This window comes from Corynebacterium sp. KPL2680 (assembly GCF_040225675.1).
Taxonomy (GTDB): domain Bacteria; phylum Actinomycetota; class Actinomycetes; order Mycobacteriales; family Mycobacteriaceae; genus Corynebacterium; species Corynebacterium rhinophilum.
Map to the genome: position 1 here is coordinate 1 of NZ_JBEHFM010000006.1, position 13,898 is coordinate 13,898.

Here is a 13,898-nt window from a genome sequence, read left to right on the forward strand (position 1 = left end):
GAACTCACAATGAACATCCTCTCCTACGGACACAAGATCCGTACTAATAGGGTGTCCACTACTCGAGGGTAACCGCAGAATTTAGTTTATTATCACATTATAAGTTTGCTCTCTTCTTATTTTGCCTAACTAGATCTAACATTAAAATTGTTTGTGGACGCCATCTTTAGAAAGGAAAACAATGAGAAAACCCGTGGCGTTTTTGGTTGCCACACTCCTTAGTTTTACTGGCGTAGAGGCTCACGCGGCACCGGCTCCTATGACAGCTCAGTCAAAGCATCAATCTGTGCCCAAAAATTCTGAAGATACTTTATTTTCCGAAGGTACTAAGATTCAAAGGCTTTCCGGAAGTCAATTCCAAGTATCGACCCCAGATCATCAATATCAGGTCACGGTTGATAAAGCTACAAGCACAGCGACCGTAATCGATGAAAACAACGATGAACAAACATTTAAGATTCCAAATATGCGAGGAAATTCAGTACAAGGAAAACCGGTTGTTACTCCATATTTTAATTGGTCCTCGGTGCCTTGTGCGATGCTACTTTGGGCAGTAGGAGTAATTCATCATGTCGGTTGGACAGCAGCAGCGGGAATAATCGCAGCCGAGGGGCCTGCAGGGGCAGCACTAGCCGCCGCTATTTGGGCTTATGGAGTCGATGCTTTCTTCGCTCTTGTGAGCAGCCAGTGCTAAAATCAAGTGCTTAATTTTGGAAAAGAGATCATGCACGTCACTCGAATAGAACTCGGCATAATAGTGTCAGCACTAACATGTGTTTTCGCGTTTTTCCACCAACTACCTTTGAGTATTGGATTCGCAGTCATTGGTGCCTTGCTGCTTGGTCTCCTTCCAGAGAGACAAAGATTAGATCGAAAAGCTCAGCAACGGGGAATACGCCGGTTTGGTTTATTCACAATGTGGATTGGACTCTGTTTTAGTATCGCAATCTTTGTACATGATTTTTTACTCACACAGGATGTGTATTTTCCCGCGCTAATAGCTACGCTAGCTGTTGCGGCGGCAGGAGGCTCTCTGGTACGCACGAAGAAGCTTCTGTAATGAAGTAAAGAAAGCCGTTTTTGAGACCATTACCGCGTGGCCCAACGCCGGCATTACAGCCGACACAGGCGGAGTGACCGTCACCAGAACCGCCCCATCAGTTCAGCAGAAACCACCTCACCCCGAGCCCGACTAACCCAATCACAGAGAAGCAGCGCCCTGCGGGCGCTTTCTTTTTATCCGGAAGCACTCTGCGCATATTTATCACACACCAGTTGATTATCCACAGGGTTTTAACTGCGGGTGTATCTATTCTCCCAGGTGGTCTATAGGGCCTGACCCCTGGAAAGTGGACACGTCGGGGGTAAGGACCGCAATTCTATGAACGAAAGCGCAAGGAAGGCAAGCGTCACAACGCCGCGGTCGTAGCACTCGCCCGCAGACGAATCAACGTCCTCTACGCCATGATGCGTAACCACGAGTATTACCGCGACCCCGCTCCAGCAAAGGAAGCCGCAGCAGCCTATCCCCTAACAGCGAAACAAGCCGACTCGGAAAAATCCCAGTCGGCTACCAGTCGCGCGCAAAACAACACACCTAAAAATCCCGAGTTGAGGATCCGCACCAATCAACCTCACCCGCGAGATTGACAAACTATATAGGAACACCCCCGCCTTCGTCACTCCGCTTTTCTCTCTGGGAGGCGAAGGCGCCAGCTGAACGCAGACTGGGTTAGTCGGCGCCCTCTGCCAAGCCGCCGGTATTGGAAAGCTCCACTTCCTGAATACTGACATACTGCGCGATCTCTTCGACGAAGCCTGGATCGTGGCATGTAAGCACTATTGCCGCTCCTGATTCCAGCGCGCCGTGAATTAGTTGATGCATCAGTGCTCGGTCCGTTAGCGAAAGCAGGCTATCGGGCTCATCCATGAGCAAGATTCCGTGGCCCATCCCCACCACATGTGCCGTTTGAGCCAGCCTGAGCCGGGAGGCGGATAGATCTAATGGGTGCTCAGCCGCATCAAGCTCTAGTAGCTCCCGTAACGCGCTATCGGAAACAAAGTCACCCAAGGTGGAATATATTACCTGGTCATAAGGAGATTGGAGGACCAATCCCCGGGGCTCAGCTGGGCGCTGTGCCCCATCAAGGCCGGCGGCGGCGCGCAGGAGAGACGTTTTTCCAGTACCGTTTGCCCCGCGCAACCAAGTCACGCCCCCTCCGCGAATGGGTATGGTTACCGGTCCGACGCTAAAGGTATTGCCGGAAGGCTTCGCCGATTGCCACCACCGCTTCTTTTCTTGCCCGCGGCGCGCAGTAAGCGGACCAAGAGATCCCCGGGATCCATAAGAAGAAATCACGTCTACGCTTACTGGGGCTGGTTGTGGGATCTCCCCTACGACTTCCCCACCCAATTCGGGCCAATGCATGGATGACACGGCAAGAACGCAGGTATTGCGCAGCGAATGCAATAGCTTCACCATCATCGCCAACGATGTGGGGTCAAGACCCGCGCTCGGCTCACAAATAATGAGTACCTCGGGCTCGCGGCTCGCTACGCATGCAGCGGCGAGCCTCCGCGTCTGACCGCCCGAAAGCTGGGTGGGGTTCTTCTCCGCGTAACCGCTGAGCCCCACCGCCGCGAGCATTTCCTCTCCCCGCACCTGCATGCGGGCTGGGTCCTCACCCTGGTTTTCTAATCCTAGGACCACTTCTTCGATGCAGGTATCGCGCAGGTAGCTCATCTGCGCGGAAGAGTCAGTACCGATGATGGCAGACGTAGAGAATTTTTCGCCCAGCTCTTGCGCCACGTTTTCGGCGATGGCATCCGAAGGCACAAGTACTTGGACGATGCTTCCCTTACTTGGCTGAATATCGTCTATATCCATACAAAGACCATGACTCCTATGGTTCCAAGGGGAACGATGTAGCGCAGCACGCGGGACAGGATTGAATCCGGTACCGGCCGCAAAAGGGTCCTGGTCCCCTCTTCATCAAAGCCCACGGCGGCAAGGGCGTGGCCACGCTCGGTGCCTTGGATCAAAAGGCGCGAAATCACTGGGATGACCACCCGGGAAATAGTATTGCGCCACGTCACTTTGATTCCCGCCAGCTGGTTGGCGTCGCGGACGGTCCGCCAGGCTTGCGCACCTTGCGGTAAAGACTGCAGTGAAGCACCAACGATATAGGCAATTTTGTGTCCTGCGCGCGAGACCTGGAGCCATTTCGCAATATCGGAAATTCGCAGCACGGACATCGCCACGATGAAGCACACCATTAACGCGAAAAAGCGCAGGGCTAGCGTGGCGGCAACAAGCAGGCCATCGGTTGTGACCAGCGGAATCAGTTGGTTATCGCCATAAGGGGCGTGGATCACCAGCATCGATAAGGCCACCGGAACACAGAGCGCCCCAGAGGCCAAGACGATCGCGATGGACCTCGTGGCCCACACGCCATAGGCAAGCATTGCGCCTGCGACCAGTGCAGATGTTAGTGGGCTATTGAGAGCGAGGATGAGTAGCCAACCGCACGCAGCAATGGTGAGGACCGTCGACGGGTGAAGGCGATACATTAGCGAGGCTGCAAGGATTCCCGGGTGCGCTTGGGCAAGGATTTCACGGCAGCCCACACGATAAGGAAGACGACGGCCTTATCCAGTGGGTCAGAGATGAGGGACTGCATCGTCACGGATGCAATCAAGGAGTTGCCCAGTTCGCGGAAGAGGGACGTGAGCGCGCCGGTACCGACACCAGCCGTACCACCGTAGACGAAGGCGGCAACAGGAGCGGCGAGCATACCGCAGATGATGCCGATAATGGCACCACTGACGATGACCTTCCAGATCTTGGTGAACGCACCCTTTTGAATGGCCCAGCCAGAAAGGAAGCCGGTAGCCGCGGAAACGGCGGCGAAGGGGAGCGCCATCGGGTTAAGCAGGCCCCAGACCACTGATGACAGCGTACCGGTAGCGAGCCCGGCGATGGGGCCTGCGAGGGCAGCTACCAAGATGGTTCCCACGGAGTCGATATACAGCGGAATGCCGCTCGAACCGATGATTTGGCCCACCACGATATTAAGAACCAACGCGATGGGAATAATGGCGATGGTACGAGCTGGCAGGGACGGCACGGTGCCGGCAAGCAACAGAGCCGCACCGATGAGGTAGCCGGCCAAAGTGATCAAGGCTTCGGCGGAGCCCGCTACGGACTCCCAATCGGTCGGGCGGAAAAGCACCAAGTAGATCCATGTGGCGACGACTAGCGCGGCGCCCGCGATGACCATCCCCCGGCGGGCAGGGGTAAGAGAAAGCTGAGGCATAGAGGTATTCCTAATCCATCAATGTGTAAAGGAGAATGGGGCACACTGCTTTTTTGGTCCCAGCCTATGTCACCTCAGCGTAGGAAAATGTGGCGTATGCGCTGCGGATTAGGGTAAAAGATTTATTCGCCGGGAGCAACACGCGCGCCCAAAGTTCGCAGCACCCTGTCGAATTCGCCGTGGGCGGCTGGAATGTCTGCGCTGGTCACCAGCGAGGCATTAGTCGGCCGATCCCAGTGATTGCGGAGGTCTGCGACGCTGGTACCGCGCATCAGCGCAGAGTCCGCTTCCACATCAATGGTCGTTTCTACCGCCTCAAACGGTATCTTCTTTAGGGCAATTATGCAGGTCAGAAGATCATGAATCTGGGCTTGGTAGCCTTCTTTTTGCGCTTGATGGAATTCGAAGTAGAACCGCAGTATCTCCGGCAATGTTACTGCCATCGGGTGTGTACCAAGAATCCCCTGAATTTCTGCCAAGCGCTCTGGGGTGATGAGAAATTGCTCGGTAACTTCGAGCGAGCAGAGAGTGCTGGGTAGTGCCGCTGAAGCTGCGAAATGGTGAGCTGCAGCGTGCGGATCCACCCAGAAATTCCACTCCGCAGTCGGCGTCGTATTGCCGCGGTAATTAACGGCACCGCCCATGATGGTAATCGAGCCGCACCGCGCAACGGCATCGCCATGCTCCCGCTCGAAGTCTGCCAAATTAGTTACCGGCCCGGTGATAATGAGGTGCAGACCTGGATTGTGGGCAATCGCGGTCGACCACAACTCCTGCCAGTGAATATCGCCGAAATCGTGGTCGGGTGCAGCAAGATAGCCCAAGCCGGTCTCCCCGTGTGTTTCCGGGGTTGTGGCCAGCTCAACTTCGAGCGGAGTCGGCCGCCCAGGCGCGACGGGGACCTCCGGCAATCCACAGAGGTCCAAAATCCACCGTGCATTGGTGGCAGTCTGCTGGACCTCGGCGTTTCCAGCAGTCGTGCTCACGCCCACTAATTCAATCTCGCCTGCGTGATGCAGCCCCGCTAAGTACATTAGGGCGAGGCAGTCATCAATCCCTGGATCGCAGTCGAGCAATACAGCTGGGCGCGAAACACTCATAGATAGTTTGGCTGACTATTACTTAATGGAGCTTACTGGCTTGTCGCCGTCAACGAATACGACTGGGGACGTTGGAAGCTCTTCGCGGCCCAGTACCTCTACGATGACGTCTGCCACTAGGTCACGAGACGAGGTCTGACCTTCTTGCAGCATCTTGTCCTCGGCGAACTCCAGTCCCTGCGCGGGCTCTTCCGTCAGGCCAGCGGGCTTCAGGATGATGTGTGGGATGGAGCTGTCTGCCAAGCGGTTGTCTACTTCCTTCTTGGATTCCACGTAGGCATACCACTTTTCATCGGCTGGATCGGTCGTCGCAACCTGAGAGCCGACATAAGAAATCATGACGAATTGCGGGACATCCTTGCCCAGCTTTTCCAGAGCCTCGATGGCCGCCAGGGCGCCGTCGCGGTCAACCGCCCACGTCAGCTCTGCGCCGCCACGGCCGCCGTTTCCGGCACCCCATACAACTGCGTCATAATCTGCGAATAGCTCGGCCCATTGGTCAACGGACTGCTCGGTAATATCTGCAATAACCGTCGTAGCGTTGGCCTGCTCGATATCGGCCTTTTGGTCTGGGTTACGGATAAGCGAGTGAACCTCGTGGCCAGCTTCCGCTAATTTTGGAGCCGCCAGCAGGCCAACCTTGCCGTGTCCACCGATGTACAAAACCTTTTTCTTAGTATCAGTCATAGCGCCCCATGGTAACAGCGCATTTTTTATGCTGCAGCGGCTCTTTCGCGGCGAACTAACTACATGCCGCGCCCGTGGTGTGAGCCTTACCCACCGAACCAGATAGAATATCGGTTATGTATGCCATTATGACCGTCACCGGTGCCGATAGCACCGGAATCATTGCCGCAGTGACCACGACCCTTGCTGATCTAGACATTAACGTCATTGATGTCTCGCAGACCATTATGGGTGACTACTTCACCATGATTCTCCGCGTTGAATTCGATGCGGATGCCGTATCCATCCAGACCATCAAGGAGCGGATGCGCCCGGTGGCGGAGGAAAAGCAGCAATCCATCCGCATTCAGTCCGAAGACCTCTTTACCGCCATGAACGAGATTTAACATGAGCACGCGTTTTAATACCACCAATATCTTGGACACCATCGAGATGATCGAAAATTATCGTCTCGATATCCGCACCGTGACGATGGGCATTTCCCTGCTGGGATGCACGCGCTCGACCATGGAGGCAACCTGCCAGGCCATCTACGACCGCGTAACGCAGCAAGCCGGCCGCTTGGTTGAGGTATGCGAGGGCATCGAAGGTGAACTCGGCATCCCGATCGTCAACAAGCGCATCTCCGTCACCCCAATCTCCCTCGTTGTCGCAGGCTTGGATGGCAACCCGGTCGATGCCGCACGGGCGCTGGACAAGGCCGCCAAGGAAGTAGGCGTTAACTTCGTCGGCGGCTACTCCGCACTGGTGGAAAAGGGCGCGACGAGCGCAGAACAAAAACTCATCGCCTCGATCCCAGAAGCTCTGGCTGAAACGGACGTGGTGTGTTCCTCGGTCAATATCGCCAGCTCTCGCGCCGGCATCAATATGGATGCAACGAAGCAGATGGGCGAGGTCATTAAGGAAGCCGCGGAGCTTACCAAGGATAATTCCGCAATCGCCTGCGCCAAGCTCGTCGTCTTTGCCAATTCCGTGGGCGATAATCCGTTTATGGCCGGTGCTTTCCACGGCATCGAGGAGCCGGACTGCGTCGTTTCCGTCGGTGTCTCGGGCCCTGGCGTGGTGGACCGCGCCCTCGGCTCTTTGGAGGGCGCAACCCTGGATCAGGTTGCAGAGGAAGTGAAAAAGGCCGCCTTCAAGATCACCCGCGCCGGGCAGCTCGTGGGCAATATGGCCTCCGAGCGCCTCGGCGTGCCCTTCGGCATCATTGACCTTTCCTTGGCCCCCACGGCAGAACTCGGCGATTCCGTGGCACACATCCTCGAGCACATGGGCCTCGATCAGGTGGGCACGCACGGCACGACGGCGGCATTGGCGCTGCTTAACGATGCCGTGAAGAAGGGCGGCATGATGGCATGCTCGCGCGTGGGTGGCTTGTCCGGTTCCTTCATTCCCGTCTCTGAGGACAGGGGCATGATCGATGCCGTGAAGTCCGGCTCCATTTCCATGGACAAGTTGGAGGCCATGACCGCGATCTGCTCGGTCGGCTTTGACATGATTGCACTGCCTGGTGATACCTCCGCGGCCACGATTTCCGGCATGATTGCGGATGAAGCCGCAATCGGCGTGATGAATCATAAGACCACAGCCGTGCGCGTCATTCCGGTACCTGGCGCCAAGGTGGGCGACGAGGTCAGCTTCGGTGGTCTTTTGGGCTATGCCCCTATCATCCCGGTTAATACGGTGGGCAACTCGCAGTTCATTAACCGCGGTGGCTTTATCCCCGCACCGGTGCACGGTTTCCGCAACTAGGTGTGGGGTACTCCACACCTAGGGGGACACGCGCCTAGGACAAGCGCGCAAAGCTCCCCTTAGGACTCGGAGTCTTCATTCTCCTCGCCCGGCTTTTCGGATTCTTCCCACCGGGCGAGGTTTGCTTTAAAGTGCTGAAAAGAATCCTCTAGCTGGCGCAATTCCACCTTGCCACCGACCTGGCGGCCCGCATCGGAGTAGATAGCCTCCGCCGCCTCATCTAGGACGTCGCGGCGCTCCACGGTGCGCAGCAGTGCCACCACCTTGGCCAGGTTATTGAGCAGGCTGAGATAGATTTCGGCGTTATCGGCCGCATCGCGGCGGATTTGGGTGAACATCGCCTCAATGATCTGTTCATAGCTAAAGGTTTGATAGTCCAGGCGGAACTCGCCATCGATATGCATAATGCCTTGCGGCAGGCGCTTGTCCCCTATGACCACCAAAATTTGCGTGAAGCGATCAATGATATCGATGACCGTATAAGGGTCATTGACGCCGGTACTTAAAGCACGGGCGGCGATTTCCGCAAGGTGCCGGGCCGTAAACCGCGGGTCGTGCGCGGAGGCGTCCTCGCGATGCTGCGTGACCACGATGTGCTTTTCAATGTTTTCCGGCATGTGCGGCACGCCGTGGGCAATGACCTCGCCTTCTAACACGAGATCGCCGGGGGCGACGCCAAGATGAACAGCACAATCTTCTTCGGCCGCGGCTTGGGCAATGGACTTGTAGTCCACGAATTTCAGGTAGCCCGTTTGGGAGCTGCGGGTTGCGTCGGCGGATTCGTAGAAATCCGACCCCGGGGCCTTTGATACCTTCTCTTCCTCACCACGCTCAATAAGGCGCCGCATATGCTCTTCCACATCTTGTGCCACCACGTGCACCACATGAGACATGCTGATGGACTGCGCGATGTGGACGATGAAGTAAATCAAAAAGACCACGCATATAAGCGCCAAGGCAATGTCGACTGCCACATTGAGCGAGGGAACGTGTTCTTGCTTGCCTTCACCACCAGCACGCACGGCACGTAGAGACAGCAGCGAATAGGTAAAGGTCGCCAGGTAGATCCCCAGCGTGGACTGGATGGAACGGTCCTTTAAAAACTCGTGCAACAGGCGCGGGCCCATCACCGTCACCACGCCGGAAAGCGCGGTCAGGGTGATAAAGAACAGGGTGCCGGCCAGAGACAGCGTGGCGGTGGCAACGGCGGTGAGCAGGCCCTGGGCACTTTCCGCGCTGCCGTCATAAAGTCGAGAGAGCGCCAGATCGAAGTTGCGGTCGATCGCCAACATGCCTTCGGCCGCCACGACTGCTACCGCTACCGCTACGGCGGGAATGACCCAAAACTTATCCCGCCAGGCGGGCATCCTCTCGATCAGCGTCTTCATAAGGCTTAAGCCAGCTCGACGATTTCCATGTACTCATCGGACCACAGATCTTCATCGCCGTCCGGCATGATGATCACGCGCTCGGGGTCGAGTGCCTTGACCGCACCCGGATCGTGGGTTACCAAGACCACCGCGCCCGTGTACGTATTGAGCGCATCGAGCACCTGCTCGCGGGAGATGGGGTCGAGGTTGTTGGTCGGCTCATCGAGGAGCAGCACGTTTGCGCGGCTGGAGACCAAAGTGGCCAGCGACAGGCGGGTTTTCTCACCGCCGGACAGCGTTCCAGCCGGCTGCTGCAGTTTATCGCCGGAAAACATAAACGCGCCCAGCAGTCCGCGCAGCTCTTGCTGGTCCGCATCGGGGCAGGCCTCGATGGTGTTTTCCCACACGCTCTTATCCGGGTGGATATTGTCGTGCTCCTGGGCAAAGTAGCCAATGCGCAAACCGTGGCCACTGACGATGCCCCCTTCGCCGTCGGTGCGCTCCTCCCCCGCCAAAAGCTTCAGCAAGGTGGTCTTACCGGCACCGTTATATCCCAGGACAACGACCCTGGAGCCCTTATCGATGGCCAGGTCCACGCCCGCGAACACCTCCAGCGAGCCATACATCTTGGTCAAGCCCTTAGCGTTCATAGGCGTTTTGCCACACGCGGCTGGCTCGGGGAATTTAATATTGGCTACCTTATCCGCAACGCGCACCTCATCGAGGTCATTCATCATGCGTTCGGCTCGGTTCAGCATCTGCTTGGCCGCTGCGGCCTTGGTTGCCTTAGCACCCAATTTGGCGGCCTGCTTTTGCAACGCGGAGGCCTTCTTTTCCGCATTCGCGCGCTCGCGGCGCCGGCGCGCCTCATCAGTGGCGCGGGCATCGAGGTACTTCTTATACCCCATGTTATAGACATCCGCCTCGCCGCGCACCGCATCGAGGAACCAGACCTTATTACAGACCGCCTCAAGCAACTCGACGTCGTGGGAAATCATGACCAGACCGCCCTCGTGCTTGGACAGGAACTGGCGGAGCCAGACGATGGAGTCCGCATCTAGGTGGTTGGTCGGCTCATCCAGGAGCAACGTGGTCTGGGATTTGCCTGATCCCTCGCTGGCTGCAAAAAGGATCTGCGCCAGCTCTACGCGGCGCCGCTGGCCACCGGATAACGTCTTAAGCTTTTGGTCTAAAACGCGCTGCGGCAGGCCCAAGTTATCGCAGATTTGAGCGCACTCGGAGTCGGCCTCGTAACCGCCCAAGGAATCGAATTGTTCTTCCAGACGGGAGTATTTACGGATGGCCTTGTCGCGAAACTTCTCGTCCGTTGCCGTTTCCATCAGCTCTTGCTGCTTGGCCATCCGCCGCTTAATATCATCCAGCCCGCGGGCAGAAAGCACGCGCTCGCGCGCGGTTTGCTCGATATTGCCTTCACGCGAATCCTGCGGAAGGTAGCCAATCGGACCCGAGCGAGAAACCGTGCCTCCATAAGGCTCGGTCTCACCGGCCAAGATGCGCATGGTCGTGGTCTTTCCCGCACCATTGCGGCCCACTAGCCCGATGCGGTCGCCGGGTTGGACGCGGAGGTGCTGTCCGGGGGCATCGAGAAGCGTGCGGGCGCCTACGCGTACCTCAAAATCATTGGTCACAATCACGACAAGCCAGTCTAGCAATCAAAGCTCAAGGCACTAATTCACGCAGAAAAGCGGCGGTAATACTACCGCCGCTTTCCCGCTATTCCGTGTTGATTAAACCGCGAAGCCCAGAGCTTGGAGCTGCTCGCGGCCTTCTTCGGAAATCATGTGTGGGCCCCAAGGCGGCATCCACACCCAGTTGATACGCACGCCATCGGCAAGCTTCTTGCCGGTAACGATGTCCTCAACCTGCTCCGCAATGACATCGGTCAAAGGGCAGGCCGGCGAGGTCAGCGTCATGTTAATCATGGCGAGCTCTTTGCCATCTTCTTCTTCCAGCCACAGGTCATAGACCAAGCCCAAGTCAACAACGTTGATACCGAGCTCGGGGTCGATGACGTCGCGCATGAACTCGGTGATGTCAAAGGCCTTCGACAGCTGTTCTTCCGTCTGCTCCGGCCGCTCACCGCCTGCGCTGAAGGATGAATTCTCGTTCTGGTAAGGATCTACGGGATCGGTCATTTACTTCTCCACTTCATTGAGCGCATCTGCGGTGGCGGCCTGAAAAGCCTTCCACCCTAGCAGCGCGCATTTAACTCGTGCCGGGTATTGAGAAACGCCTGCAAAGGCAACACCATCGCCGATGATGTCCTCATCGCCTTCGTCCTGGCCACGCGAGGTAACCATCTTTTCAAACTCGGCAAGCTTTTTATTGGCTTCCTCCAAGGGCAGGCCGACGATCTCTTCCGCCATGACGGACGTCGATGCTTGGGAGATGGAGCAGCCTTCGGCGTCGTAGGACACATCCTCAACGGTCTTGCCATCTGCGGAAAGGTTGACGCGCAACGTGAGCTCATCACCGCATGAGGGGTTCACGTGGTGGACCTCTGCCTGGAACGGCTCGCGCAACCCCGCGTGTTGCGGATTTTTATAGTGATCCAAGATCACGTCTTGGTACATCGAATCAAGATTCATTAGGCAACTCCAAAGAAATCGCGGGCAGCCTTAATGGCTTCTACCAGCTTATCTACTTCAGCTTCCGTGTTGTATAGGTAAAAGCTGGCGCGCGCGGTGGACTGTGCACCGCAGGCGCGGTGCAGCGGCCATGCGCAGTGGTGACCTACGCGGATGGATACGCCCTGGTCATCGAGCACCTGCCCCAAATCGTGCGGGTGAACGCCTTCCACGGTAAAGGAGATGGCCGCGCCACGGTTTTCAGCCGTTTCTGGGCCAATTATGCGCAGGCCAGGAATCTCACGAAGCTGCTCCAAGGCATAGGCGGTGAGCTTCTGCTCGTGGGCATGGATATTATCCATCCCCACTTCCTCGAGGAACTTCACCGCTGCACCGAGGCCGACGACCTGGCTGGTCATCTGCGTTCCGGCTTCAAACCGCGTTGGCGGTTCCGCAAAGGTGGTGCCTTCCATCTTCACTACCTCGATCATGGATCCACCCGTGAGGAATGGAGGAAGCTTGCGCAGCAACTCGTCCTTGCCGTAGAGCACGCCCACACCATTGGGGCCACACATCTTGTGGCCTGAGAATGCGGCGAAATCCACATCCAAGGCATGGAAATCTACCGGCATGTGCGGGACGGACTGGCAGGCATCGAGCACCACCATGGCGTTAACCGCGCGGGCGCGGCGCACCATTTCCTCGACATCGGATACAGCGCCAGTCACATTGGACTGATGAGTAAACGCAACAACCTTGACGGACTCGTCGAGCTCGAGCGAATCCAGGTCGATGCGGCCATCGTCAGTCAACGAGTACCACTTCAAGGTGGCACCGGTGCGCTCACAGAGCTCTTGCCAAGGCACGAGGTTAGCGTGATGCTCGAGCTCCGTGATGACGACGGTATCGCCCTCTCCTACGTAGAGCTCGCCCGCGCGCTCATCAGAAAGCGTATAGGCAACCTCATTGAGCGCCTCGGTAGCGTTTTTCGCAAAGGCAATCTCATCGCGATCCGCGCCAACAAAGGCAGCAATGGCCTGCCGGGCCGACTCATAGGCGTTATCCGCCTCCTCAGCCAGCTGGTACGAGCCGCGGTGAACCGGGGCGTTGGTATGGAGAACGAACTCCTCCTCTGCCTTCCATACCGGCAGCGGGCGCTGGGAGGTAGCCCCCGAATCCAGGTACACCAGCGGCTTATCGCCGCGCACGGTGCGCTGCAGGATTGGGAACTGCTCCCTAATTGCGTTTACATCAAATCCAGACATAAAACTTCTTCGATTCATCGAGGATGAACCAGCACTGGGCTGGTCTTTACTGCAGGAACTGGTCGTAGCCGTCAGACTCGAGCTGGTCTGCCAACTCGGCCCCGCCGGTCTTAACAACCTGGCCGTTAGCGAATACGTGCACGAAATCAGGCTGGACGTAGTTCAGGATGCGCTTGTAGTGGGTAATCATCAAGATGCCGCCATTGGTGTCATCCTGGTAGCGGTTGATGCCATCAGAAACAATGCGCAGCGCGTCAACGTCCAAGCCGGAGTCGGTCTCATCCATGACCGCGAACTTGGGCTTTAGGATGTCCAGTTGCATGACCTCGTGGCGCTTCTTCTCGCCACCAGAAAAGCCCTCGTTGACGGAGCGGGAGATGAAGGACTTATCAATCTTCAGGTTCTCGCGAGCCTCAGTAAGTTCCTTATTCCACTCGCGCAGCTTGGGGGCCTCGCCGCGGATGGAGGTCACGGCGGAACGCATGAACTGCGATACCTTCACGCCAGGCACCTCGGTTGGGTACTGCATGGCTAGGAACAGGCCGGCGCGAGCGCGCTCGTCGACGGGCATGTCAAGAAGGTTTTCGCCATCGAGAAGCACCTCGCCCTCGGTGACCTCGTACTTCGGGTGACCGGCGATGGTGTAGGACAAGGTGGACTTGCCGGAGCCGTTGGGTCCCATGATGGCGTGGATCTCGCCCGAGTTGATGGTGAGGTTGACGCCCTTGAGGATTTCCTTGGGCTCGCCGTTTTCTTCATTCGGCAGAACCTGGGCGTGGAGATTCTTAATTTCCAGAGTAGACATAGTTTTTGTGGGTTT

14 protein-coding genes and 1 pseudogene are annotated in these 13,898 nt (G+C 57.1%); 4 read left to right on the forward strand and 11 right to left on the reverse strand.

Annotated features, from left to right (window positions below; all coding sequences use genetic code 11):
- Positions 1 to 181: 181 nt before the first annotated feature.
- Together ABRP66_RS04245 and ABRP66_RS04250 are read left to right on the forward strand one after the other, a co-directional pair.
- A complete protein-coding gene (locus ABRP66_RS04245) occupies positions 182 to 694 on the forward strand; it encodes a hypothetical protein (protein ID WP_284849914.1) in 513 nt (170 codons plus the stop codon).
- A gap of 680 nt (positions 695 to 1,374) precedes the next feature.
- Positions 1,375 to 1,524: pseudogene (locus ABRP66_RS04250) on the forward strand (IS110 family transposase); the annotation flags it as partial.
- Between the two features lie 208 nt (positions 1,525 to 1,732).
- Here ABRP66_RS04250 and ABRP66_RS04255 read toward each other — a convergent pair.
- From ABRP66_RS04255 to ABRP66_RS04275, 5 genes are all read right to left on the reverse strand, one after another.
- On the reverse strand, positions 1,733 to 2,887 hold the full coding sequence (locus tag ABRP66_RS04255) for an ATP-binding cassette domain-containing protein (protein ID WP_284796113.1): 1,155 nt from the start codon (positions 2,885 to 2,887) through the stop codon (positions 1,733 to 1,735).
- A complete protein-coding gene (locus tag ABRP66_RS04260; RefSeq protein WP_284784095.1) occupies positions 2,878 to 3,570 on the reverse strand; it encodes an energy-coupling factor transporter transmembrane component T family protein in 693 nt (230 codons plus the stop codon). Before ABRP66_RS04260 ends, ABRP66_RS04255 begins: the two co-directional genes overlap by 10 nt.
- Positions 3,570 to 4,316, reverse strand: coding sequence for an ECF transporter S component (locus ABRP66_RS04265; RefSeq protein WP_005283022.1), 747 nt, complete (start codon positions 4,314 to 4,316; stop codon positions 3,570 to 3,572). Before ABRP66_RS04265 ends, ABRP66_RS04260 begins: the two co-directional genes overlap by 1 nt.
- A gap of 122 nt (positions 4,317 to 4,438) precedes the next feature.
- Positions 4,439 to 5,416 carry a nucleoside hydrolase gene (locus tag ABRP66_RS04270; protein WP_284849915.1) on the reverse strand — a complete coding sequence of 326 codons (978 nt, stop codon included), beginning with the start codon at positions 5,414 to 5,416 and terminating at the stop codon, positions 4,439 to 4,441.
- 18 nt (positions 5,417 to 5,434) lie between these two features.
- A complete protein-coding gene (locus tag ABRP66_RS04275; protein WP_349838378.1) occupies positions 5,435 to 6,103 on the reverse strand; it encodes an NAD(P)H-binding protein in 669 nt (222 codons plus the stop codon).
- Positions 6,104 to 6,219: 116 nt separating this feature from the next.
- Between ABRP66_RS04275 and ABRP66_RS04280 the strand changes: the two genes are divergently transcribed.
- Together ABRP66_RS04280 and ABRP66_RS04285 are read left to right on the forward strand one after the other, a co-directional pair.
- Positions 6,220 to 6,489: an ACT domain-containing protein gene (locus ABRP66_RS04280; RefSeq protein ID WP_034654051.1), complete on the forward strand. Its 270-nt coding sequence runs from the start codon at positions 6,220 to 6,222 to the stop codon at positions 6,487 to 6,489.
- A 1-nt stretch (position 6,490) separates the two neighbouring features.
- Entirely contained in the window at positions 6,491 to 7,855 is a 1,365-nt protein-coding gene (locus ABRP66_RS04285) for a PFL family protein (RefSeq protein WP_284769784.1), read from the forward strand.
- 59 nt (positions 7,856 to 7,914) lie between these two features.
- Here the strand turns inward: ABRP66_RS04285 and ABRP66_RS04290 are convergent, their stop codons facing one another.
- From ABRP66_RS04290 to sufC, 6 genes are all read right to left on the reverse strand, one after another.
- Entirely contained in the window at positions 7,915 to 9,243 is a 1,329-nt protein-coding gene (locus ABRP66_RS04290) for a DUF2254 domain-containing protein (protein WP_284781965.1), read from the reverse strand.
- Between the two features lie 5 nt (positions 9,244 to 9,248).
- Entirely contained in the window at positions 9,249 to 10,880 is a 1,632-nt protein-coding gene (locus ABRP66_RS04295; RefSeq protein ID WP_284769782.1) for an ABC-F family ATP-binding cassette domain-containing protein, read from the reverse strand.
- Positions 10,881 to 10,973: 93 nt separating this feature from the next.
- Positions 10,974 to 11,381: a metal-sulfur cluster assembly factor gene (locus ABRP66_RS04300; protein WP_005279145.1), complete on the reverse strand. Its 408-nt coding sequence runs from the start codon at positions 11,379 to 11,381 to the stop codon at positions 10,974 to 10,976.
- The gene (gene sufU / locus ABRP66_RS04305; RefSeq protein ID WP_005279143.1) at positions 11,382 to 11,834 is read right to left on the reverse strand and encodes a Fe-S cluster assembly sulfur transfer protein SufU; all 453 of its coding nucleotides are present in this window, start codon (positions 11,832 to 11,834) and stop codon (positions 11,382 to 11,384) included.
- Complete coding sequence (locus tag ABRP66_RS04310; protein WP_023022417.1) at positions 11,834 to 13,078, reverse strand: cysteine desulfurase; 1,245 nt, start codon at positions 13,076 to 13,078, stop codon at positions 11,834 to 11,836. Before ABRP66_RS04310 ends, sufU begins: the two co-directional genes overlap by 1 nt.
- 46 nt (positions 13,079 to 13,124) lie before the next feature.
- Positions 13,125 to 13,883: a Fe-S cluster assembly ATPase SufC gene (gene sufC / locus ABRP66_RS04315; protein WP_005279139.1), complete on the reverse strand. Its 759-nt coding sequence runs from the start codon at positions 13,881 to 13,883 to the stop codon at positions 13,125 to 13,127.
- Positions 13,884 to 13,898 lie beyond the last annotated feature (15 nt).

Bases quoted from the DNA above. Each gene is read 5' to 3' on its own strand.
- ABRP66_RS04245 (WP_284849914.1), top strand. From the start codon at position 182: ATGAGAAAACCCGTGGCGTTTTTGGTTGCCACACTCCTTAGTTTTACT.
- ABRP66_RS04290 (WP_284781965.1), bottom strand. From the start codon at position 9,243: ATGAAGACGCTGATCGAGAGGATGCCCGCCTGGCGGGATAAGTTTTGG.
- ABRP66_RS04310 (WP_023022417.1), bottom strand. From the start codon at position 13,078: ATGTCTGGATTTGATGTAAACGCAATTAGGGAGCAGTTCCCAATCCTG.
- ABRP66_RS04280 (WP_034654051.1), top strand. From the start codon at position 6,220: ATGTATGCCATTATGACCGTCACCGGTGCCGATAGCACCGGAATCATT.
- ABRP66_RS04255 (WP_284796113.1), bottom strand. From the start codon at position 2,887: ATGGATATAGACGATATTCAGCCAAGTAAGGGAAGCATCGTCCAAGTA.
- ABRP66_RS04260 (WP_284784095.1), bottom strand. From the start codon at position 3,570: ATGTATCGCCTTCACCCGTCGACGGTCCTCACCATTGCTGCGTGCGGT.
- sufU (WP_005279143.1), bottom strand. From the start codon at position 11,834: ATGAATCTTGATTCGATGTACCAAGACGTGATCTTGGATCACTATAAA.
- ABRP66_RS04300 (WP_005279145.1), bottom strand. From the start codon at position 11,381: ATGACCGATCCCGTAGATCCTTACCAGAACGAGAATTCATCCTTCAGC.
- ABRP66_RS04270 (WP_284849915.1), bottom strand. From the start codon at position 5,416: ATGAGTGTTTCGCGCCCAGCTGTATTGCTCGACTGCGATCCAGGGATT.
- sufC (WP_005279139.1), bottom strand. From the start codon at position 13,883: ATGTCTACTCTGGAAATTAAGAATCTCCACGCCCAGGTTCTGCCGAAT.
- ABRP66_RS04275 (WP_349838378.1), bottom strand. From the start codon at position 6,103: ATGACTGATACTAAGAAAAAGGTTTTGTACATCGGTGGACACGGCAAG.
- ABRP66_RS04265 (WP_005283022.1), bottom strand. From the start codon at position 4,316: ATGCCTCAGCTTTCTCTTACCCCTGCCCGCCGGGGGATGGTCATCGCG.
- ABRP66_RS04285 (WP_284769784.1), top strand. From the start codon at position 6,491: ATGAGCACGCGTTTTAATACCACCAATATCTTGGACACCATCGAGATG.